Here is a 20976-nt window from a genome sequence, read left to right as displayed (position 1 = left end):
GCTCAGCGCTCCTTGTTGCGGCGGTGGGTGAGCAGCGAGCTGAGGTTCGCCACGAGGCCGCGCGGGGTGGTGCGCAGCACGGCGACGATCGCCTTCCACCGGCGGCTCGGGATCGAGACGGGGCGCCCCCGCGCCACGTCACGCAGGCACTGCTCGACGAGGTAGTCCGCGTCCAGCCACAGCGGCCCGGGGATCGAGGAGCCCTTGATGCCGGCGCGCGAGTGGAACTCCGTGCGCACCCAGCCGGGCATGAGGCAGGTGACCTTCACGCCGGTGCCGGCCAGCTGCACGCCGAGGGACTCGGAGTAGTTGCCCACCCAGGCCTTGATGGCCGAGTAGTTGTTCTGCGTGACGAGCGAGCTCACGGAGCCGACGTTGATGATCCAGCCGTGGCCGCGAGCGCTCATGCCGCGGCCCGCGGCGCCGCCCAGCTTGAGGACCGCGCGGATCATGACCTCGAAGCCGAGGTCGTGCTGCGAGAGGTCCTCGTCGAGCAGGGAGGAGCGCACGGAGAAGCCGGCGTTGTTGACGAAGACGTCCACCGGATCGGCCGCGGTCTCGAGGCGATCGGCGACGCGCTGCTGCGCGTCGCGATCGGAGAGATCCGCGGCGATGGTCTCGACGTGCACGCCGTAGGTCTCGGTGAGAGAGGCGGCGGCCTCCGCGAGCCGATCGGGGTGCCGGGCGACGAGGACAAGGTCCGTCCCGCGCGCCGCGAATGCTCGTGCGAACGCGGCCCCGATGCCTGCGGTGCCGCCGGTGATCAGGGCCCTGTGCATGGCGGCTACGATACACTAGACCCGCCCTGACCTGCGCAGGGATGACCTGCACCAACGCTTCTGACGGGCGTGTGAGGGCGCAGGACCGCCGCCCCCGGGAACGCCGGGTGGCCGCCGCGCCGCACACGTCCCACCGTCCACCGAGGGAACCCATGCCGAACACCACCCCCGCCCCCGCCGCGACCGCCACGGCCGGCGATCCGACCACCGGGAAGCGGAGGATCCTGCTCACGGGTGTCACCGGGTTCCTGGGCCAGGCCGTGCTGCGCAGCCTCCTCGAGTCCACCGAGGACACGCACGTCACCGCCGTGATCCGCCCTAAGGGCTCGGTCCCCGGCGCGAAGCGTCTCGAGGGCCTGCTGCGCAAGCCCGTCTTCGCCACGTGGGTGGAGAAGGTCGGCGGCGGTGACCGCGAGAAGGCCGCCGAGGTCTTCCGCTCGCGCGTGGACGTGCTCGAGGGCGACCTCACCGACATGCCCGCGATCGACCGACCGCTCGACGTCGTGATCCATTCCGCGTCCTCGGTCTCCTTCGACCCGCCGATCGACGAGGCGTTCCGCACGAACGTGGGCGGTGCCCGCAACCTCTACGAGGCGCTCCTCGCCTCCGGCCAGGACCCGCACGTCATCCACGTCTCCACCGCCTACGTGGGCGGCGCGGCCAAGGGCCTGCGCCAGGAGGGGAGCCTCGACCACACCGTCGACTGGCGCACCGAGTTCGACGCCGCCCTCGCGGCCCGCGAGCGCGTCGAGGCGGAGAGCCGCCGGCCCGAGACGCTGCGCAGCCAGATGCGCAGCGCCCGCCTGCGCGACGGCCGCATGGGCCCCAAGGCCGTCGCCTCCGCCGCGGAGGACGCCCGCAGCGCCTGGGTGGACGAGCGGCTCGTGGACTTCGGCCGCACCCGCGCCCAGTCCGTGGGCTGGACCGACATCTACACCTTCACGAAGGCCATGGCCGAGCGCGTGGCCGAGGAGCTCTGGGCCGGGAACGGCCACCGCCTCTCCGTGGTGCGCCCCTCGATCATCGAGTCCGCGCTGCGCAGCCCCCACCCGGGCTGGATCGACGGCTACAAGGTCGCCGACCCGCTGATCATGGCCTACGGCCGCGGCATGCTGCCCGAGTTCCCGGGCCTGGCCGACTCGATCCTCGACGTCATCCCGGTGGACTTCGTCGTCAACGTGATCGTCGCCCTCGCGACGCAGGACGTCTCCCGCCGCGGTGACGACGCCTATTACCAGGTGGTCTCCGGCGCCTCGAACCCGCTGCCGCTGCACGTGATGTTCTCCGCCGTGCGGAGCTACTTCCTGGAGCACCCCCTCGAGGACGAGAAGGGCGAGAAGATCGCCGTCCCCGAGTGGAGCTTCCCCGCGGTGGAGATGATCGAGCAGCGCTTCCGGATCAAGGAGCTCAGCGCCAAGGCGGGAGCGGCGGTCGTCGCCCAGCTCCCCGCCACGACGCGGACGCGCGCCTGGACGACCCAGCTGCACAAGGCCACCTCGGGCCTGACCACGCTGCGCAAGTACATCGAGCTGTACCGGCTGTACACGAAGACCGAGATGGTCTTCGACGACGCGAACACCCGCGCGCTGCGCGAGGAGCTGCCGGCCGACTTCCTCGCCGAGCACGACTTCGACGTGCACGACATCGACTGGTCGGACTTCTTCCGCAACCACCACCTCCCCGCCATCACGGAGCTCACGAAGGCGTACTCGCGCCGCAAGGCCGCCCTGCGCAGCCGTGCGGGCCGCCCCGTCGAGATCACGGTCAAGCCGGGCGCCCTCGCCGTCTTCGACCTCGACGGCACGGTCATCGCGTCCAACGTGGTGCGCCAGTACGTCGACGTGGTCCGGGCGACCCGCCCGCGCCGCGAGTGGCCCGGAGAGATCGCGGCCGTGCTCGCCTCGGTGCCGGGGTACCTGCGCGCGGACCAGCGTGACCGCTCCGAGCTGATCCGCATGGTCAACCGCCGTTACAAGGGGTACCGCGCCGAGGAGCTGCGCTCGCTCATGCAGGGCGAGCTGGGCACCCGCATCCGGGCCTCGATCCGGCCCGAGGCCCTCGAGCTCATCGAGCGTCACCGCGCCGCGGGCCACCGCACCGTGCTCGTCTCCGGCGCGCTCGACCTGCTCGTCGAGCCGCTGCGCGACCTCTTCGACGACGTCATCGCCACCCCGATGGACGCCGACGCCGACGGCGTGCTCACCGGCTACCTCGCCACTCCCCCGCTGGTCGACGAGGCCCGCGGGAACTGGCTGCTGAAGTACGCCGACGGGCAGGGCGCGGATCTCGCCGTCTCCTCCGGCTACGGCGACTCCCTCGCGGACGCCGCCTGGCTCGAGCTCGTGGGCACCCCCACCGCCATCAACCCGGACCTGGGCCTGTTCTCGCTCGCGAAGAAGAAGCGCTGGCAGATCCTCGAGTGGTGACCATCGGGGCCTGAGAGGCCGACGGGTCGAGCTTCGGCTCCCGGCCACCGGTCCCGACCGCCCCGGTCCCGATCTCCCCGACGCCCGCCGTCGGCCCTCCGCCTCGCAGCGGCGGGGCCCGCGGCGGGCGTCGTGCATCCGCCGCCGCCCACCCCAGGGCGGGGCGGTCGGAGAGGGCGGGAGAACAGGGACGGCTCGGGGCGGCGCGGTGCCGAGCGCGATGCCGTCGGCCGGACGGGGCCTCCCCCGAAAAAGCGGGTCATCATGTACATGATGACCCGCTTCTCGAAAACACGTGCCGGCCTCGGGCCGGGTCGTGACGCGGCTGCGTCCAGGGCGGAGACCGGTCGACACGCGGCGGGGGTCCAGGGCGGAACCCCGCGGCCGACGCGCGGCGCGGCCCCGTCGGAGGATCGTGTCAGAGGACGGAGGCGAGGAAGCCCTTCAGGCGCTCGGAACCGGGATGGTCGATGACCTGCTCCGGGGTGCCCTGCTCGACGATCAGGCCGTCGTCCATGAACACCACCTGGTCGGCGACCTCGCGGGCGAAGCCCATCTCGTGGCTCACGACGATCATCGTCATTCCACCCTCGGCGAGCTCCTTGAGCACGGAGAGCACCTCCGCCACGAGCTCGGGATCCAGCGCCGAGGTGGGCTCGTCGAAGAGCATCAGCTCGGGCTCCATCGCCAGGGCGCGGGCGATCGCGACGCGCTGCTGCTGACCGCCGGAGAGCTCCGAGGGGTAGTGGTCCGCGCGGTCGCCGAGGCCCACGCGGTCCAGGAGCGCGAGCGCCGCCTCCTTCGCCTCCGCCTTCCCCCGGCCCAGCACCTGGATCGGCGCCTCCATGACGTTCTCGAGCGCCGTCATGTGCGGGAAGAGGTGGAAGCGCTGGAAGACCATGCCGATCCGCGAGCGCTGCCGGGCGATCTGCGCGGAGGGGAGCTTCTGCCAGCGGCCGTCCGCGAGGGGCTCCTCGGCGTAGCCCTGGGTCACGCCGGCGATGCGGACACGGCCCGCGGTGGGCTCCTCGAGCTGGTTGATGCAGCGCAGCAGCGTCGACTTGCCGGAGCCCGAGGGGCCGATCAGCACCGTGACCTCACCGGCCGCGACCTCGAGGTCGCAGCCCTTGAGCACGTGCAGGTCGCCGAAGGCCTTGTGGATGCCCTCGAGGCTGATCAGCGGGGTCGGCGTGATGCTCGCCGCAGGGGTCGCCCCGGCGGCGGGAGCGGTCCTCGCCCCGTCGGCCGACGGGGACGGACCGTTCGAGGACGGGGTGTTCTGGGGCGCGGTCGTCATCAGAGCTCCACCTCCGGGAGCGAGTCCTTGGGGGTCGTGCCGGCGCGGTTCACCGCGGACTGGCGGGAGCGCTTCGCGGCGGGTGAGCCGGTGCGGTCGTCGAAGCCGCGGCCGAAGTACCGCTCCAGGAAGTGCTGGCCCACCATGAGCACGCTCGTGATCGCGAGGTACCACAGGGCCGCGACGATGAGCAGCGGGATCGGCGCGTAGAGCTTGTTCGCGATCGCGTTCGAGGCGAAGGTCAGATCCAGCGTGAAGGGCACCGCGAGGACGAGCGAGGTCGTCTTCAGCATGCCGATGGTCTCGTTGCCCAGCGGCGGCACGATCACGCGCATGGCCTGCGGGATGATGATGCGCCGCAGGATCTTCCCGTTGCTCATGCCGAGCGCCTTGGACGCCTCCGTCTGCCCCTTGTCCACCGAGTTCAGGCCCGAGCGGATGATCTCCGCGAGGTACGCGCCCTCGTTGAGCGCGAGGCCCACGACCGCCGCCCAGAAGGCCGGGAAGTAGTCACGGGTCGAGAACGAGAACAGCTCCGGGCCGAAGGGCACGCCGAGCGCGAGCTTGGGGACGATCACCGTGAACAGACCCCAGAACACGAGCTGCGTGTACACGGGGGTGCCGCGGAAGACGAATATGTACGCCCAGCTCACGCCCCGCAGCACGGGATTCTCGCTGCGGCGCATGATCGCCGCGGTGAGCGCGATCGCGGTGCCGAGGATCATCGACAGCACGGTGATCAGCAGCGTCCAGCCGACGCCCTGGACGACCTTGACGTCGAGGATGAAGGTCGCGACGGTCCCCCAGTCGAAGACGGGGTTCGTGACGAGGAAGTTCGCGAGGCCCAGCACGAGCAGTGCGACGATCACGGCGCTGATCCAGGTGCCGGGGCGCGGCGGCCGCTTGGCGCGGATCTGGCCCGGGATCGGATCGGCGGGGCGCCGGGCGGCGGGGGCGGCGGGGGTCTGTGTGCTCACTGCTGCGGGTCCACTTCCGAGGTCTCGATCATGCCGGTCTCGTTGCCCCAGGCCGCGAGGATCTCGCGGAGGGCGCCCGAGTCGATGAGGTGCTGGACGGCGCCGCGGATCGCCTCGGCCAGCTCGGGCTGGTCCTTGGCGACGACGATGCCGTTGAGGGCGGCGTCCTCGATCTCGCCCACCTGCTCGAGGGTGCCGCGCGAGCGGTCCACGGCGTAGGCGACGACGGGCGAGTCGCCGATGAGGACGTCGGCCTTGCCGCCGGCGACGGCGGTCGCGGCGTCCGCGTTGCCGACGTAGGGCTGGTCGACGATGCCCTTGCCGCCGCCGTCGCGGCACTCGGCGTCCCGCTCGACGACGACGTCGTCCATGTAGGTGCCGACCTGGTGGGCGACGCGCGTGCCGCACAGGTCCGGAGGGGTGATCCCGTAGGGGTTCCCGGTCCTCACCGCGTAGCTCATGCCGGCGGCGAAGTAGGACACCATCGTCACCTGCTCGAGGCGCTCGGGATTGATGGTGAAGCTCGAGATGCCGACGTCGTACTTCGAGCCGATCGAGGGGATGATCTGCGCGAACACCGCGGACTCCGTGCGGGTCGTCAGGCCCAGGACCTTGCCGACCGCGGCGAGGACGTCCATGTCGTAGCCGACGGCCTGCCCGTCGGAGCCGACGAACTCGCCGGGGGCGTAGTTCAGCGCGGCGCCGTTGACGAGCTCGCCGCGCTCACGGATGGCGGAGGGGACGAGCTCGGCGAGGTCCTGCTGCTCCTCGATGCCCGAGAGGTCGATCGAGGGGATCGCGTTCGACTCGGCGTCCAGGCGCACGGAGGCGTCGGTGCAGGCGGCGAGCGCAGGCGCGAGGGCCGCGCCGCCGAGGGCGAGGGGCAGCGCGCGGAGGAGGCTGCGCCGCCGGGGTCGAGTGGGGATCACGGATGGAACCTTATGCATAAGGGTGCATGACGACAAATCCGTGAGGCCTGTGCCTCACGGCCCGACGTCGCGCGGGGACGGCCGACGCTACCGTCGGCCGTCCCCGCCGTCCGGCGCTCCCCCGCGCCGAGACCGCACCGTGATCCGTGACCGGGTGCGCCCCCTCCCTGTCGCTCAGAGCGCGGGCGCGATCCCGCCGGTCGTCGTCGGCACCTCGCCCGTGACCGGGGCCGGCTCCGTCGCGCCCGTTTCCCCCGTGACCGGGACCTCCGCGTCCGGATCCGACGTCGCTCCCTCGAACTGCGAGCGGTACAGACGGGCGTACGCGCCGCCCGCCGCGAGCAGTTCCTCGTGGGAGCCCTGCTCGACGATGTCCCCGCTCTCCATGACGAGGATCAGCTCCGCGTCGCGGATCGTCGAGAGGCGGTGCGCGATGACGAAGGAGGTGCGACCCTCCCGCAGGCGGTTCATCGCGTTCTGCACGAGCACCTCGGTGCGCGTGTCCACGCTCGAGGTCGCCTCGTCGAGGATCAGCAGGCTCGGCCGGGCGAGGAACGCGCGGGCGATCGTCAGCAGCTGCTTCTCGCCCGCGGAGAGCGACGTGCCGTCGTCGTCCACGACCGTGTCGTAGCCCTCCGGCAGCTGCCGCACGAAGTCGTCGACATGGGTGGCGCGGGCCGCCTCGAGCACCTCGTCGTCGGTCGCGTCGAGCCGGCCGTAGCGGATGTTCTCCCGGATCGTGCCCTCGAACAGCCACGTGTCCTGGAGGACCATGCCGGTGCGGGAGCGCAGCTGGGCGCGCGTGAGATCGCGGATGTCGACGCCGTCGATCGTGATCCGGCCGCCGTCGATCTCGTAGAAGCGCATCACGAGGTTCACGAGGGTCGTCTTCCCCGCGCCCGTCGGCCCCACGATCGCGACCGTGTGCCCCGGATCCGCGACGAGGGACAGGTCCCGGATCAGCTCACGCTCCGGCGTGTAGGAGAAGCGCACGTGCTCGAACTCGACGCGGCCCTCGCGGATGCCGGCGACGGCGCGGGGATCCGCGGTCTCCGGCTCCTGCTCCTCCGCGTCCAGCAGCTCGAAGACCCGCTCCGCGCTCGCGACGCCGGACTGCAGCATCGTCGCCATCGAGGCGACCTGGCTGAGCGGCTGCGTGAACTGGCGCGAGTACTGGATGAACGCCTGCACGTCGCCGAGGGTCATCTGCCCCGAGATGATGCGCAGGCCGCCCACAATCGCGATCGCGACGTAGGACAGGTTCCCCACGAACAGCATGAACGGCATGATCAGCGAGGAGACGAACTGGGCGCCGAAGGTCGCCTTGAACAGGCGGCCGTTGGACTGCTCGAACTGCTCGGCGACCTCGCGGCGCCGGCCGAACACGGTGATCAGCTCGTGGCCCGTGAAGGCCTCCTCGACCTCGCCGTTCAGCGCGCCCGTCGCGTCCCACTGCTGGGCGAAGAGCTTCTGCGCGCGCTTGCCGACGACGGCCGTGATGAGGAACGCCACCGGGATCACGGCGAGCGCGATGAGGGTGAGCCGCCCCGAGATCGTCAGCATCATGACGAGCACGCCGATCACCGTGAGGATCGAGTTCACGAGCCCCGTCACGGTGTTCATGAGGGTGTTCTGGATGTTGTCGATGTCGTTGGTGACGCGGGAGAGGATCTCGCCGCGCTTCATCCGGTCGAAGTACGCGAGCGGCAGGCGGTGCAGCTTCTCCTCGACCTGACGGCGCAGCCGCGAGACCATCCGCACCAGCAGCCGGTTCAGTGCGACGCCCTGCAGCCACATGAGCAGCGAGGCCGCGATGTACAGGCCGGTCGCGAGCGCGAGCACCTGGTAGAGCGCCGTGAAGTCGATGCCCTGCCCCGGCGTGAGCGTCATGCCGGAGAGCATGTCCGCCATCTTCTCCTCGCCCGAGGCGCGCATCTGGGCGATGACCTGCGCCGGATCGGCGCCTGCGGGGAGTTGCCTCGAGATCAGCCCGGAGAAGATGAGGTCCGTCGCGCGGCCCAGGATCTTCGGTCCCACAACGTTCAGCGCCACGGAGACGACGCCGATGGCGATCGCGAGGACGAGGTACTTCCGCTCCGGTCCGATCTCCCGGACCAGGCGCTTCGCGGAGGGCCAGAAGTTCTTCGCGCTCTGCCCCGGGCGCAGCCCGCGCGAGGCGTCCTTCTCGCTCGCGATCTCCGCGGCGACCTCGGCCTCGTCCCCGGCCGCAGGGGCGGATGCGTGCTTCTGCTCGCTCATCACGCCACCTCCTCCTCGACGCCCTGGGAGCGCACGATCTCGCGATAGGTCTCCGAGCCCTCGAGCAGCTCGGCGTGGGTGCCCTGCGCGACGACCCTCCCGTGCTCGAGCACGAGGATGAGGTCGGCGCCGGTGATGGTGGTGACGCGCTGGGCGACGATGAGCACGAGCGCGTCCCGGGTCTCGGGGGCGAGCGCGGTGCGCAGGCGGGCGTCCGTCGTGAGGTCGAGCGCGCTGAAGGAGTCGTCGAAGAGGTAGATCGACGGCTTCGCGGCGAGCGCGCGGGCGATGCACAGCCGCTGCCGCTGGCCGCCGGAGACGTTCGTGCCGCCCTGGGCGATCGGCGAGTCCAGCTCCTGCGGCATCGCGGCGACGAAGTCGCGGCCCTGGGCGACGGTGAGCGCGTGCCAGAGCTCCTTGTCGCTCGCCTCCGGGCTGCCGAAGCGGAGGTTCGAGCCGACGGTGCCGGAGAACAGGTAGGGGCGCTGCGGGACGAGGCCGATCCGGTCCCAGAGCACCTGCGCGTCGAGCTCGCGGATGTCCACGCCGCCCAGCAGGACCCGCCCGGAGGTGACGTCGGACAGCCGCGGGACGAGGTTCACGAGCGTCGTCTTGCCGGCGCCGGTGCCGCCGATGATCGCGACGGTCTGCCCGGCGCGGGCGCTGAAGGAGATGTTCTCGAGCACCGGGCGCTCGGCCCCCGGGTAGGTGAAGGAGACGTCCTCGAAGGTCAGCTCGAGGGGGCCGCTCAGCTCGCGCACGCCGTCCTCCCGCTGCACGACGGTCGTGGTGGTCTCGAGGACCTCGCCGATGCGCTCCGCGGAGACCATCGCGCGCGGCACCATCATCGTCATGAAGGTCGCCATCATGACCGCGATGAGGATCTGCATGAGGTAGGCGATGAAGGCGGTGATCGAGCCGACCTCCATCTGCCCGGAGTCGATGCGCGGCGCCGCGACGAGCAGCACGACCACGGTGGACATGTTGAGGATCAGCATGATGATCGGCTGCATCGTGATCATGAGCAGGCCGATCCGGCGGTTCAGGTCCGTGACCTCGTCGTTGACGACGCCGTAGCGCTCCCGCTCACGGTCCTCGCGCACGAAGGCGCGCAGCACGCGGATGCCGGTGATCTGCTCGCGCAGCACCCCGTTGATCTGGTCGATCACGCCCTGCATGCGGCGGAACAGCGGGGCGGCGCGCGCGATGATGAACCCGACGGCGAGCAGCATGACCGGCACCATCACCGCGATCAGCCACGCCATCCCGGGCTCGACGCGCAGCGCGAGCACCACGCCGCCGATCCCCGTCACCGGCGCCTGCACCAGGAAGTTCAGCGAGAAGAAGACGAGCATCTGCACCTGCTGCACGTCGTTCGTGGAGCGGGTGATGAGCGAGGGCGTGCCGAAGCGGTCCATCTCGCGCGGGGAGAACGTCGCGACCTGGCCGAAGATCTTCCTGCGGAGGTCCTGGCCCACGCGCATCGCGGAGCGGGCGCTGAAGAAGTTCGCGGCGACGAGCGCGACGATGTAGCCCAGCGAGATCACGAGCATGATCCGCCCGAGCTCCCAGATCCGGTCGACGTCGGCCTTCGCGACGCCGTCGTCGATGATGTCGGCGTTGAGGGTGGGCAGGTAGAGCGAGGCGAGCACGCCGATGATCTGGAAGACGACCACCAGCGCGATCCAGAGCCAGTAGGGGCGCAGCGAGCGCAGGACGAGACGGAGCAGCGGCACAGGGGTTCCTCTCACGCGTCGTGCGTGCGCACGCACGACCCCGCCGAGCCTACTGACATCCGCGTGCGCTCGCTGAGGGAGCGCTGGGGATTCGAGACAGGTGTCCGGCGGAGGCCGTCGGAGGGAGGACGGGGCGCGGCCGACGGGGCGGGGTCGACCGGGGCGGCGTCGACCGGGGCGGGGGCCGACCGGGGCGGGGTCGACCGGGGCGGTCGCGGCCGGCGGGGGTGGGGCTCAGCCGGCGGAGCCCGCGTCCGACGCGCCGCCCGCGTCGGAGGCGGCGGAGTCCTCGTCCGGGGTGAGGGACATGTCCGCGACGCGCCAGCTGCTCCCGTCCCAGACCAGCTTCGCGCTCAGCTGCCCGGAGACCGACTCGAGCGAGTACGGCACGCGGGAGGGGTCGTCCACGAGGGTGCTCTCCGCCTCCTCGAAGTCTGCGACGACGGTGCCGCTCGCGGGCGGCTCCCCGGTGCCCTCGAAGGTCGTGCCATGCACGGTGAACTCGCCGCCCACGAGGTAGCCGTCCTGCTCGTGCAGGGTGGTCGCGTTGTCGAGGAAGGACGTGCACACCGAGCAGTCCTGGTCGATCGACGCCTCCCAGAGCGACGTGTCCCCCGTGGTCATCATGTACGTGTACGAGTCCAGGAGGTAGGTGAGCGTGGCCTGCGCGCCCTCGGCGGTCTGCTCCTTCATCACCGCGGGCGCCTCGGGCTTCGCGACCTCGGGCCGCGGGGTCTGATCCGCCGGGTCCATGGTGGGGCGCGGGTCCTCGGTGGTCGCCGTCGCGGTCCCGGCCGTGGGATCGCCGTCGCCGCCCGTCAGCTGCCCGATGCCGAGGATCCCGGCGGGGATCACGAGCAGCAGGGCGAGGACGACGATGACGATGCGCTGGAAGGGACGGTTCACGCGGGCCAGGGTAGCGGGCCGAGCCGTGCGCGCCCTCCACGGCCCCGGTCGGGCCGGACCGGCCCGCCCGCCGGGAGCGCCGTCCGCCGTCCCGCCGTCAGCCCGTGTCCGATTGCGCACCTGAGTTCCACGAACGGAACGGGGGCGCGCAATCGGACAGGCGGAAGGTGCGGGGCGGGGATGGCGACGGGACCTCTTCGCGCACATCCCTCGCGATTCGAGGACTTCAGCGCGAGGACGTCCCGTGCCCCCCGGGGCGGCCGCCGCCGGCGCGCGGGCCGACGGCGCGCGTGCGGGGCTCAGGCCACGCGGTAGAGGAAGAGGTCGGTGCGATAGGGCAGGCCCACGGTGCTCCCCCGCTCGTGGCCCAGGTGCTCGTGCACGTACCAGTCGAGGTTCGCGAGCACCTTCTCCCGCCGCTCCTCCTCCGCGGTGATGACGTAGCTGCGGGTGCGGGCGAGGTCCACGAGGTCCGTCGTGGTCATCGGGTCCTCCCAGCGCAGGTCCGCGCGCTCCACGAGGGTGAGGCCGCCGGTCACGGGCGGGTCGAAGTCGTCGCGCTGGACGTCCCCGGCGTGCATGATCCGCGAGTAGCGGTGCACCCAGGGGACCTGCACGTCCAGGGTGTTCCACAGCAGGGCGAGCACCCCGCCGGGGCGCAGCAGGCGTCGCACCTCCGCGCTCGCGGTGTCCACCTCGAACCAGTGCCAGGCCTGCGCGGCGGTGACGAGATCCGCGCAGGAATCCGGCAGGCCGGTCGACTCCGCGGTCCCCACCACGCGCTCGACGCCCGGGTCCCGGAGCGCGTCGAGCATCGAGGCGGCGGGGTCCACCGCGGTGACGGCGAGGCCGCGGGCGGCGAGGGCGGCGGAGAGCTTGCCGGTCCCCGCGCCGAGGTCCACCGCGGTCCGGCGCTCGACGGCGGCGCCGGCGGCTCCGGCCGGCAGTTCCTCTGGGGCGGACGGGGTGGTCGCCGCGGCGGCCTCGGGCGCGGTCGGGGGCGCAGGTGCAGCCGGAGCCGCGGCGGGCAGGGCGGCGAGGATCGCGTCGAGCGCCGCCTCGGGATAGGCCGGGCGCAGCCGGTCGTAGTCCGCGCCGGTGCGGGTGAAGGCCTCCGCGAGCTCCGCGCGCCGCTCGCGGGAGCGGAATCGCGGCTGGGAGCGGCGGGACACGGGCGGGACCGGCGGGTGCTGGGGGTCGTCGGTGCTCACGCGGGAGAGCCTAGGTGACGTGCTCCGCGCTCGACGGCGCGGTCGCCGCGCCCCCTCTCGCTGCGCTCCCCCTCGCTGCGCCCTGCCGCGCCCCGCCCGCCACGGGCGAGGTAGCCGATCGCGACGGGCGCGAGCACCACGGGCCAGGCGGCCGCGGCGAGATAGCAGGCCAGGCAGAGGAGGGACCAGGCGTCGGCCGGCTGCCCCGCGAAGGGGTCCACGCGGTCCCAGGCGAGCACCGAGAAGACGACGATCGCGGCGAGCAGGAGGGCGCCCAGCAGGCCGACCCCGCCGATCAGCCTCGGGAGCGCCCGCCCGAGCCGGGGGCCCAGCAGGGACGGCGTCACGCGGCGCACGTCCACGGCGAGCAGCAGGCAGCAGGCGGCGGCCGCGAGCTGCACCGCGGAGAGTCCGAGGACGTAGCCGGTCCCCTCCCCCGGCAGGTGCTGGAGGGCGCGCCACGCCTCCGGCGTGCCCAGGTCGAGGCCCAGGCCCGGCAGCGCGCGCCAGATCACCGTGGGCAGGGCGAGCAGGAAGGCGAGGAACGCGCCCGCGGCGATCGGCCACGGCATCCACCGCCGCGTCACCGGGCGGGCCGGCGAGGACGGCGGGGCCGACGCGGGCGGGAGGCCAGCGGTGGCGCGGCGGGAGGCGGCCGGTGCGGCGGTGGCGGCCGGCGCGACGGAGCCGACCGGCGCGACGGCGGCGGCCGGTGCGCCGGAGGCCGGCGCACCGGCGGGGGCGACGGGCGAGGAGGGGACGGGAGATGAGGTGCTCATGACCCCGAGCCTCCCCGCCCGGGCCGTGCCCGGCATCCGCCCTCCCGCCATCGTCCCTCCCCCGCGCGGGGGACGGGACGGGCGGGCGGATGACGCGGCGGAGCGATCCGGCGGCGAAGCCTCCCCGTCGCCTCTCGGCTCAGAGGCGCGGGTCCACCATCACCTTGAGCACCTCGCGGGCGTCCATCGCCGCGTAGCCCGCGGGCACGCCGTCCAGGCCCACGGTGCGGTCGAACACCTTGCCGGGCTCGATCTCGCCGCGCAGCACCTGGCCGATCGCCTCCTCCTGATAGGCGCGCACGGGAGCGGGGCCGCCGGCGAGGCGTGCGTTCTTCCCGAACAGGGAGCCGAAGCCCACCGGCGCCTCCTCGTACTGCGGCACGCCCACGCGGGAGATGACGCCGCCCGCGCGCACCACGCCGTAGGACTGCTCGTAGGCGGGCATGTGGCCCACGGCCTCGAGGACCGCCTCGCTGCCGAGGCCGCCGGTGAGCTCGAGGACCTCCGCCACGCCCTCCTCGCCGCGGGCGGAGACGACGTCGGTCGCACCGAACTCGCGACCCAGGTCGGTGCGGGCGGTGTGGCGGCCCATGAGGATGATCCGCTCCGCGCCGAGCTGCTTCGCGGCGAGCACCGCGGAGAGGCCCACGGCGCCGTCGCCCACGACGGTGACCGTCTGGCCGGGGCGCACCTGCGCCATGTACGCGGCTTGATAGCCGGTGAGGTAGACGTCGGAGAGGGTCAGCAGGGAAGCGAGCAGCGACTCGTCGGCCGTATCGGCGTCCACGTCGGGGACGGGGACGAGGGAGCCGTCGGCGAGGGGGATGCGCGCGAACTCGGCCTGCAGGCCGTTCGTCTCCGGCGTCGCGTAGAAGCCGCCGTGCGGGCAGGCGGTCTGGAAGCCGTCGCGGCAGATCTCGCAGGTGTTGTCGGAGAAGGAGAAGGGCGCGACGACGAGCTGGCCGGGGCGCAGCGAGGTGACCTCGGCGCCGATCTCCTCGACGACGGCGAGGGACTCGTGGCCCATCGACTGGCCGTGCTCCTGCGCCTCCATCGAGTGATAGGGGTGCAGGTCCGAGCCGCAGACGCAGGTGCGGACGGTGCGCACGATCGCGTCGGTGGGGCGGAGGATCGTGGGCTCGGGGACGTCCTGGACGCGGACGTCGCCCGCGCCGAACATGAGGGTGGCCTTCATGGCGGATCTCCTGTGAGGTCAGGGTCGGGACCCGTCGGCGGGACTCTGCCGGCGGGGACCTCACCAGCGTGCGGTCACCGGCCGACGCCCGGGAGTCCGGGGCGAGAGGTGTACTGCGAGAGCCCCCCAAGGACGAGGATGACGGGGACGGGGACGACGGGGACGAGGCCGACAGGGACGGGGCCGACGGGCCCGGGGCATCGGTGCGGGGTACTCACGAGACCTCCCTCGCCGTCGCCGGCGCCCCTACGCTCGGAGGCATGAGCCAGAAGGACGAGGTGCGCGAGTTCCTCATCAGCCGCCGTGCGAAGGTGACCCCCGCGATGGTGGGCCTGCCCCCGGGCGGTCCACGCCGCGTGCCCGGGCTGCGCCGCGGGGAGGTCGCGGTGCTCGCGGGCGTGAGCGTCGAGTACTACACGAAGGTCGAGCGCGGTGACCTGCGCGGCGTCTCCGACGAGGTGCTCGGTGCGATCGCCACGGCGCTGCGGCTGGACGAGGCGGAGCAGACGTACCTCATGAACCTCGCGCGGGCCGCGAACGCCGGCCACCGCGCCCGGGCGCCGCGCCGCCAGGAGCAGGGGATCCGGCCCAGCCTGCTGCATCTCGTGGACTCGATCTCCGAGGGCGCGGCGGTGCTCGCGAACCCGCGCAGCGAGATCCTCGCGACGAACCCGCTGGCCCGGGCGCTGTACGACCCGCTGTTCCGCTCCCAGGGCGAGCGTCCCGGCTACGGGCGCTTCATCTTCCTGGACCCTGCGGCGCGGCAGTTCTACCCCGACTGGGAGATGATCGCCGACGCCAACGTGGCGTCCCTGCGCACGGTCGCCGGGCGGAACCCCTTCGACCCCTCGATCACGGAGCTCGTGGGCGAGCTCTCCACCCGCTCCGAGGAGTTCCGCCGGCGCTGGGCCCGGCACGACGTGCGGCTGCACATCGAGGGTCTGAAACGCCTGAACCATCCCGTCGTGGGACTCGTGGAGCTCGAGTACAACGTGCTGGACCTGCGGGCCGACGACGGCGCCGATCTCACCGTCTACACCGCCGCCCCGGGCTCCGAGAGCGAGGAGAAGCTGCGGCTGCTCGCGAGCTGGTGGGCCTCGGAGCGTGCGGCCGACGCCGCCTCCCCCGCCCCGGGGAGCGTACTGCCCGGGGCGGGAGGGGCGGTGCGGGATCAGGGGACGGTGTAGCCCGCCGCCCGGAGGATCTCGTACCACTCGGCGCGGGTGAGCGGCAGGTCCGATCCCGCCGCGGAGTCGGTGACCCGCTGCGGGGTCGTGGTGCCGAGCACCACCTGCATGTTCGCCGGGTGCCGGGTGATCCAGGCGACCGCGATCGCGGTGGTCGTGACGTCGTACTGCTGCGCGAGGCGGTCCAGCACCGCGTTCAGCTCGGGGTACTTCTCCGACCCCAGGAAGGGCCCGTCGAAGAAGCCCGCCTGGAAGGGGGACCAGGCCTGCAGCGTGATGTCGTGCAGGCGGGCGTGGTCGACGAGGCCGTCGTCCCGGCTGATCGACTGGTCGAGCCCCTGCATGTTCGCGGCGACGCCCTGGGCGATGAGCGGCGCGTGCGTGATCGAGAGCTGCACCTGGTTCGCGACGATCGGCTGGCGCACGTGCTTCCTCAGCAGGTCGATCTGCCGCGGCGTGTGGTTCGAGACGCCGAAGGAGCGCACCTTGCCGGCCTCGTGCAGCCGGTCGAAGGCGTCCGCCACCTCCTCGGGCTCCACGAGGGCGTCCGGGCGGTGCAGCAGCAGGATGTCGAGGTAGTCGGTGCCGAGCGCGGCGAGGGACTCCTCGACGGACTCGACGATGTGCTCGGCGGAGAAGTCGAAGTACGGGCCGGGGTGGCGGATCCCGGTCTTGGTCTGCAGGGTGATCTGCTCGCGCTCGGACGGGGTCAGCCGCATGGCCTCCGCGAAGCGCCGCTCGCAGCCGTGGGTGGAGCTGCCGTAGACGTCGGCGTGGTCGAAGAAGTCGATGCCGGCGTCGCGGGCGGTGCGCACCAGGGTGCGGACCTCGTCGTCGGACTTGTCCTGGATCCGCATGAGACCGAGGACCACGTTGGGCGCGGTGATCTCCGTGCCGGGGAGGGTGAAGGTGCGCATCGTCGCTGCTCCTGTGCTGGGGTGAGGGGGCGGAGGGCCGGCGGCGTGCGTCGCCGGCCCTCCGGTCGTGGGGTGGGGGTCAGTTGACGTCGAGCGGGTGGGAGCCCACGCGGCCGGAGCCGTCGCCCGGGTCGAGGGCGTCGATCGCCGCGACCTCGGCGTCGGTGAGCTCGAAGCCGAGGACGTCGAAGTTCTGGGCCTGGCGCTCGGGGCTCGAGGACTTCGGGAACACGATGAAGCCCCGCTGGAGGTGCCAGCGGATGACGACCTGGGCGGGCGTGACCTCGTGCGCGGCCGCGGCATCGGCCACGGCGGGGTTCTCGAACAGCGGGTACTTCCCCTGGCCGAGCGGGCCCCAGGACTCGATGAGGGTGCCGTGGGCGGCGGCCCACTCGAGCACGTCCCGCTGCTGGAGCGCGGGGTGGAGCTCGATCTGGTCGACGGCGGGGACCACGCCCGTGGCCTCGACGATGCGGTCCAGGTGCTCGGGCAGGTGGTTGGAGACGCCGATCGAGCGGGTCAGGCCCTGGTCGCGGATCTCGACGAGCTTCTCCCACGCGTTGACGTAGGTGTCCTTCTCCGGGGTGGGCCAGTGGGTGAGGTAGAGGTCCACGTACTCCAGGCCCAGCTTGTCCAGGCTCTCCCGGACGGCCTCGTGCGGCTGCTCGCCGCTCTGGCGGTCGTTCCACAGCTTGGTGGTGACGAAGAGCTCCTCGCGGGGGATGCCGCTCGCGGCGATCGCGGCGCCGACGCCCTCCTCGTTGCGGTAGATCGCGGCGGTGTCGATGTGGCGGTAGCCGATCTCGAGCGCGCTCGAGACGGCGGCCTCGGCCTCGTCGGCCGGGACGAGGAACACGCCGAAGCCGAGCTGCGGGATGGCGTGGCCGGAGTTCAGGGTGAGGGTGGGGATCGTCATGGTGCGACGATAGGACGCGCTGTTTCAGAATTCCAACAGCATGGACCGATGTGCGTCATGAGGAGGACCGATCAATGGATCTGCGGCAGATGGAGTACGTGCTCGCGCTCTCCGAGGAGCGCCACTTCACGCGGGCCGCGGCCCTCACCGGGGTGTCGCAGTCGGGGCTGAGCAGCGCCATCCGCAGCCTCGAGTCGGAGCTCGGCACGCCGCTGTTCGACCGGACCACGCGCCGGGTGGAGCTCACCGCCGCCGGGGAGGCGCTGCTGCCGCACGCCCGGGCGATGGTCGACGAGGCGGCCCGTGCGCGTGACGCCGTGGTGCGCTCGACCCGGACCGTGAGCGGCTCCCTGCGGGTGGGGGCCGAGCAGTGCCTGGGGCTCGTGGACGTCTCCACACTGCTCGAGCGCTTCCACCGCCGCTACCCGGGCGTCGCTACCGAGTTCGCGCAGTCCGGCTCCCACGAGCTCGTCGACGCAGTGCGCGGCGGGACCCTCGACGTCGCCTTCGTCGCGACCACGCGCCCGCCGACCTCCCTGCGCCACCAGCCCCTGGGCGGGGAGCCGCTCGTGCTCGTCGTCCCCGCGGACAGCGACCTCGCCTCGCGCACGCCCCTGCGCTGGGGCGACCTCGCGGGCCGCGACTTCGTGGACTTCAGCCCCTCGTGGGGTGTGCGCACCCTCAACGACGAGCTGCTCGCCGCGCATGCGGTGACGCGCCGTGTGCGCTGCAGCGTGAACGACGTCCACACCCTCCTCGACCTCGTCACCCGCGGCCTGGGCGTGGCGATCGTCCCCCAGCACGTGGCCGCCAAGCCGCAGGCGGCGACGCTGCGCACGATCCCGCTGCCCGGAGCGGAGTCCCCGGAGTGGACGGTGGGCGCGGTGAGCCCGATCAGCCCGCGCGCCGACGTCCCCGCCGTGCTGCTGCTCGAGCTGCTGGGGACCCCCTCCCCCGGCACGGCCGAGGCGGAGGCCGGGACCACGGCGCCCCCGCTCCCGGGGGCGCGGCCGCTCGTCCCGCTGGGGTGATCAGCGGGTCACGAAGTGGACCGTCACCGCGATCGCGAAGGTGATCGTGGAGAGCATCGCGAGCGAGAACTCCACGAGGATCCCCGTACCCAGGGCCTTCACGGCGACCCAGGCGCTGGTCAGGCCGCGGCGTGCGTCCTTCAGACGCAGCGCCTCGGAGACGTACAGCCCGACGATGAAGCCGATCGGCAGGCCCAGGAACGGGATCACGAAGATGCCGACGATGCCCGCCGCGATGCCGACGAGCAGCGGCCAGGTGGGCACCTCGTGCGCCTTCAGCCTCCGTCCCGTGAGCACGTAGCTGCAGGTCATCCCGATCGCGCCGAGCACCAGCACGATCGCGAAGGCGACCCAGGCCGGCCAGCCGCCGATGACGATCGCCCAGACGAGCGTCGAGATGACGATGAGGATCGTGCCCGGCAGCACCGGCACGATGATCCCCATGAGCCCCACCGAGTAGGCGAGGGCGACGAGCACGGTCACCACGACCTGGACGGTCAGCGAATCGACCACGGGGACCTCCGGGTGCGGGGACGGACGGGCGAGCAGCAGGCGGGCGCCATCCTATGCGGCCGCCCCGGACGTACCCGGCTCAGGGCAGGCGCACGACCTGACCGGCCCAGGAGAAGCCGCCGCCGAAGCCGACGAGCAGCGCGGTCGCCCCGGAGGGGATCCGGCCGGCCTCGCGGAGGCGGGAGATCGCGAGCGGGATCGTCGCGGCGGAGGTGTTGCCGGAGGTGACGATGTCGTCCGCGACGATCGCGTCCTCCCGCAGGTCCAGCGCGGCGGCGAGCGGCTCGATCATCCGCAGGTTCGCCTGGTGGGGCACGAACACATCGATGTCCGACATGGTCAGGCCGGCGGCCTCGACGATGCGGCGGGAGATCTTCGGGGCCTCGCGCAGCGCCCAGCCGAGCACCTTGCGCCCCTCCTGCGCGAAGGCGGGGCCCTCGCCGTTGATGGTGACGGCGTCCGCGAGCTCGGGGACGCTGCCCCAGACGACGGGCGAGATGGTGGGCTCGTGGCTGGGGCGCAGGACCATCGCACCGGCGCCGTCGGCCGTGAGGATGCACGTGGTGCGGTCGGTGTAGTCGGTGACCTGGGAGAGCTTCTCCGCACCGATGACGAGCGTGGTGGTCGACGTGCCGGAGCGGATCGACATGTCCGCCACGGCGAGCGCGTGCTCGAAGCCGGAGCAGGCGGCGCCCACGTCGAAGGCGGCGGGGTCGGTGAGGCCGAGCAGCTGGGCGACGCGGCCCGCGGCGCTCGGGGAGCGCTCGAGGTTCGAGCAGGTGGCGACGATGACCTGGGTGACCTCGGAGGGGTCCACGCCGGCGTCGGCGAGGGCCATCCGGCCGGCCTCCGCGGCGAGGTCCGCGACGTCCTGGTCCTCCGCGGCGATGCGGCGCTCCTCGATGCCGGTGCGCTGGACGATCCACTCGTCGCTCGTCTCGACGAGCTTCTCGAGGTCCGTGTTCGTCATGACGCGCTCGGGCCGGTAGTGGCCGGTCCCGACGATCCGGGAGCCCGCCGCGGGGGCGGGGTGGGCGAAGGCGCGCGGGGCGGCGCCGGGCGTGGTCGTCATGGTGGCTCCTGCCGTCGGGGGGACGAGGAGATCGTAGAACCCTGCGCGCCCGGGCGGGCGGGGACGCCCACCCGGTGTGAGCTACCTCGGGCCTGCGGGACAGTTCCCAGCGGGCGGCCGTAGCGTGCCCGGCGTGAACGAGCTGGCGCGACTGGCCCTGGTGGGCGTGGTGGGCGGCCTCGGGGTGTTCGTGCTGATCAGCCCCGTGGCCGTGCTGCTGCAGCGCCGCCGGTTCGGCCGCTGGCGCCCCCTGCGTCTGATCGGCGTCGCCGCGATCTGCGTGTACACGATGGCGCTCGCGGGTCTCACCGTCGCCCCCGCCTACGAGGTCGCGGTCACCTGCAGCCGGCGGGTGGGCGGGGAGCTGCGCGCGGTCCCCTTCGACGCGATCGCGCAGATCCTCGACGCCTACCGCGCGGGCGCGACCGGCATCGGCCTGCTCATCGCCTGGCCCACGCTGCAGCTGATCGCCAACATCGTGCTGTTCGTGCCGCTCGGCGCGATCCTGCGGGGCGTGTTCCGCCTGGACGTGACGACGGCGCTCGCGATGGGCGTCATGCTCTCCGTGCTCATCGAGGCGACCCAGTACACGGGCGCCTGGGGCCTCTACCCCTGCGGGGTGCGGATCGCGGACATCGACGACGTCTTCTCGAACTCGCTCGGCGCATGGATCGGCGCGATGCTCGCCCCGCTGCTCACGCGGCTCGGGGTGCCGCTGTTCGGCCGCGAGGAGCGGCACTGGTCGCGCACCGGCGAGATCGACGTCCTCGAGGACATCGCCGGGCGGGACGACTCCGGGCGCCGGCGCTGACCTGCCGACCGTCGGAGCCGACGGCCTGTCGGGTC

General features: G+C 72.6%; 18 protein-coding genes. 4 read left to right on the top strand and 14 right to left on the bottom strand.

Translation table 11 applies throughout. From position 1 onward, the window contains the following. Positions 1-2: 2 nt before the first annotated feature. The gene (locus tag NLU66_RS05970) at positions 3-779 is read right to left on the bottom strand and encodes an SDR family NAD(P)-dependent oxidoreductase (RefSeq protein WP_259362027.1); all 777 of its coding nucleotides are present in this window, start codon (positions 777-779) and stop codon (positions 3-5) included. Between the two features lie 152 nt (positions 780-931). Here NLU66_RS05970 and NLU66_RS05965 point away from each other — a divergent pair, with 152 nt between their 5' ends. Beyond that, complete coding sequence (locus tag NLU66_RS05965) at positions 932-3205, top strand: HAD-IB family hydrolase (protein WP_259362026.1); 2274 nt, start codon at positions 932-934, stop codon at positions 3203-3205. 418 nt (positions 3206-3623) lie between these two features. Here NLU66_RS05965 and NLU66_RS05960 read toward each other — a convergent pair whose 3' ends face one another. The 9 genes from NLU66_RS05960 to NLU66_RS05920 form a co-directional block, all read right to left on the bottom strand. Further along, positions 3624-4502: an amino acid ABC transporter ATP-binding protein gene (locus tag NLU66_RS05960; protein ID WP_323374491.1), complete on the bottom strand. Its 879-nt coding sequence runs from the start codon at positions 4500-4502 to the stop codon at positions 3624-3626. Further along, the gene (locus NLU66_RS05955) at positions 4502-5479 is read right to left on the bottom strand and encodes an amino acid ABC transporter permease (protein WP_259362025.1); all 978 of its coding nucleotides are present in this window, start codon (positions 5477-5479) and stop codon (positions 4502-4504) included. Before NLU66_RS05955 ends, NLU66_RS05960 begins: the two co-directional genes overlap by 1 nt. Next, positions 5476-6408, bottom strand: coding sequence for an ABC transporter substrate-binding protein (locus NLU66_RS05950; RefSeq protein WP_259362024.1), 933 nt, complete (start codon positions 6406-6408; stop codon positions 5476-5478). The genes NLU66_RS05955 and NLU66_RS05950 overlap by 4 nt, the downstream gene beginning before the upstream one ends. 174 nt (positions 6409-6582) lie before the next feature. Then, complete coding sequence (locus NLU66_RS05945; RefSeq protein WP_259362023.1) at positions 6583-8667, bottom strand: ABC transporter ATP-binding protein; 2085 nt, start codon at positions 8665-8667, stop codon at positions 6583-6585. Beyond that, positions 8667-10403 carry an ABC transporter ATP-binding protein gene (locus tag NLU66_RS05940; RefSeq protein ID WP_259362021.1) on the bottom strand — a complete coding sequence of 579 codons (1737 nt, stop codon included), beginning with the start codon at positions 10401-10403 and terminating at the stop codon, positions 8667-8669. Before NLU66_RS05940 ends, NLU66_RS05945 begins: the two co-directional genes overlap by 1 nt. Positions 10404-10637: 234 nt before the next feature. After that, positions 10638-11309: a DUF6318 family protein gene (locus NLU66_RS05935; protein WP_259362020.1), complete on the bottom strand. Its 672-nt coding sequence runs from the start codon at positions 11307-11309 to the stop codon at positions 10638-10640. A gap of 299 nt (positions 11310-11608) precedes the next feature. Further along, complete coding sequence (locus NLU66_RS05930) at positions 11609-12520, bottom strand: class I SAM-dependent methyltransferase (RefSeq protein WP_259362019.1); 912 nt, start codon at positions 12518-12520, stop codon at positions 11609-11611. Next, entirely contained in the window at positions 12517-13299 is a 783-nt protein-coding gene (locus NLU66_RS05925; RefSeq protein WP_259362018.1) for a hypothetical protein, read from the bottom strand. Before NLU66_RS05925 ends, NLU66_RS05930 begins: the two co-directional genes overlap by 4 nt. 139 nt (positions 13300-13438) lie before the next feature. Further along, a complete protein-coding gene (locus NLU66_RS05920; RefSeq protein ID WP_259362017.1) occupies positions 13439-14494 on the bottom strand; it encodes a zinc-binding dehydrogenase in 1056 nt (351 codons plus the stop codon). 260 nt (positions 14495-14754) lie between these two features. Here NLU66_RS05920 and NLU66_RS05915 point away from each other — a divergent pair, with 260 nt between their 5' ends. Then, positions 14755-15681 (top strand): helix-turn-helix domain-containing protein, encoded by a 927-nt coding sequence (locus NLU66_RS05915; RefSeq protein ID WP_259362016.1) that lies wholly within the window; start codon positions 14755-14757, stop codon positions 15679-15681. Here NLU66_RS05915 and NLU66_RS05910 read toward each other — a convergent pair. After that, on the bottom strand, positions 15666-16598 hold the full coding sequence (locus tag NLU66_RS05910) for an aldo/keto reductase (protein ID WP_259362015.1): 933 nt from the start codon (positions 16596-16598) through the stop codon (positions 15666-15668). The two genes, NLU66_RS05915 and NLU66_RS05910, sit on opposite strands and share 16 nt — an antisense overlap. Before the next feature lie 79 nt (positions 16599-16677). Then, positions 16678-17514 carry an aldo/keto reductase gene (locus tag NLU66_RS05905; protein WP_259362014.1) on the bottom strand — a complete coding sequence of 279 codons (837 nt, stop codon included), beginning with the start codon at positions 17512-17514 and terminating at the stop codon, positions 16678-16680. Between the two features lie 74 nt (positions 17515-17588). Here NLU66_RS05905 and NLU66_RS05900 point away from each other — a divergent pair, with 74 nt between their 5' ends. Next, positions 17589-18545, top strand: coding sequence for a LysR family transcriptional regulator (locus NLU66_RS05900; protein WP_259362013.1), 957 nt, complete (start codon positions 17589-17591; stop codon positions 18543-18545). Here the strand turns inward: NLU66_RS05900 and NLU66_RS05895 are convergent, their stop codons facing one another. Both NLU66_RS05895 and NLU66_RS05890 read right to left on the bottom strand, forming a co-directional pair. Further along, complete coding sequence (locus tag NLU66_RS05895; protein ID WP_259362012.1) at positions 18546-19058, bottom strand: DUF456 domain-containing protein; 513 nt, start codon at positions 19056-19058, stop codon at positions 18546-18548. A gap of 79 nt (positions 19059-19137) precedes the next feature. Then, positions 19138-20130, bottom strand: a complete 993-nt coding sequence (locus NLU66_RS05890) for a beta-ketoacyl-ACP synthase III (protein ID WP_259362011.1) — start codon at positions 20128-20130, stop codon at positions 19138-19140. Positions 20131-20263: 133 nt separating this feature from the next. On the opposite strand from NLU66_RS05890, the gene NLU66_RS05885 reads away from it, so the two are divergent. Beyond that, entirely contained in the window at positions 20264-20941 is a 678-nt protein-coding gene (locus tag NLU66_RS05885) for a VanZ family protein (protein ID WP_259362010.1), read from the top strand. The last annotated feature ends 35 nt before the right edge of the window (positions 20942-20976 follow it).

This window comes from Brachybacterium sp. NBEC-018 (genome assembly GCF_024860185.1).
GTDB classification, from domain to species: Bacteria; Actinomycetota; Actinomycetes; order Actinomycetales; family Dermabacteraceae; genus Brachybacterium; species Brachybacterium rhamnosum.
This window is presented reverse-complemented; position numbering and strand designations above follow the sequence as displayed.

What these genes read in the sequence shown, in the direction of transcription:
- NLU66_RS05970 (WP_259362027.1), bottom strand. Translation starts at nt 779, where the DNA reads ATGCACAGGGCCCTGATCACCGGCGGCACCGCAGGCATCGGGGCCGCG.
- NLU66_RS05965 (WP_259362026.1), top strand. Translation starts at nt 932, where the DNA reads ATGCCGAACACCACCCCCGCCCCCGCCGCGACCGCCACGGCCGGCGAT.
- NLU66_RS05960 (WP_323374491.1), bottom strand. Translation starts at nt 4,502, where the DNA reads ATGACGACCGCGCCCCAGAACACCCCGTCCTCGAACGGTCCGTCCCCG.
- NLU66_RS05945 (WP_259362023.1), bottom strand. Translation starts at nt 8,667, where the DNA reads ATGAGCGAGCAGAAGCACGCATCCGCCCCTGCGGCCGGGGACGAGGCC.
- NLU66_RS05925 (WP_259362018.1), bottom strand. Translation starts at nt 13,299, where the DNA reads ATGAGCACCTCATCTCCCGTCCCCTCCTCGCCCGTCGCCCCCGCCGGT.
- NLU66_RS05920 (WP_259362017.1), bottom strand. Translation starts at nt 14,494, where the DNA reads ATGAAGGCCACCCTCATGTTCGGCGCGGGCGACGTCCGCGTCCAGGAC.
- NLU66_RS05915 (WP_259362016.1), top strand. Translation starts at nt 14,755, where the DNA reads ATGAGCCAGAAGGACGAGGTGCGCGAGTTCCTCATCAGCCGCCGTGCG.
- NLU66_RS05910 (WP_259362015.1), bottom strand. Translation starts at nt 16,598, where the DNA reads ATGCGCACCTTCACCCTCCCCGGCACGGAGATCACCGCGCCCAACGTG.
- NLU66_RS05905 (WP_259362014.1), bottom strand. Translation starts at nt 17,514, where the DNA reads ATGACGATCCCCACCCTCACCCTGAACTCCGGCCACGCCATCCCGCAG.
- NLU66_RS05900 (WP_259362013.1), top strand. Translation starts at nt 17,589, where the DNA reads ATGGATCTGCGGCAGATGGAGTACGTGCTCGCGCTCTCCGAGGAGCGC.
- NLU66_RS05890 (WP_259362011.1), bottom strand. Translation starts at nt 20,130, where the DNA reads ATGACGACCACGCCCGGCGCCGCCCCGCGCGCCTTCGCCCACCCCGCC.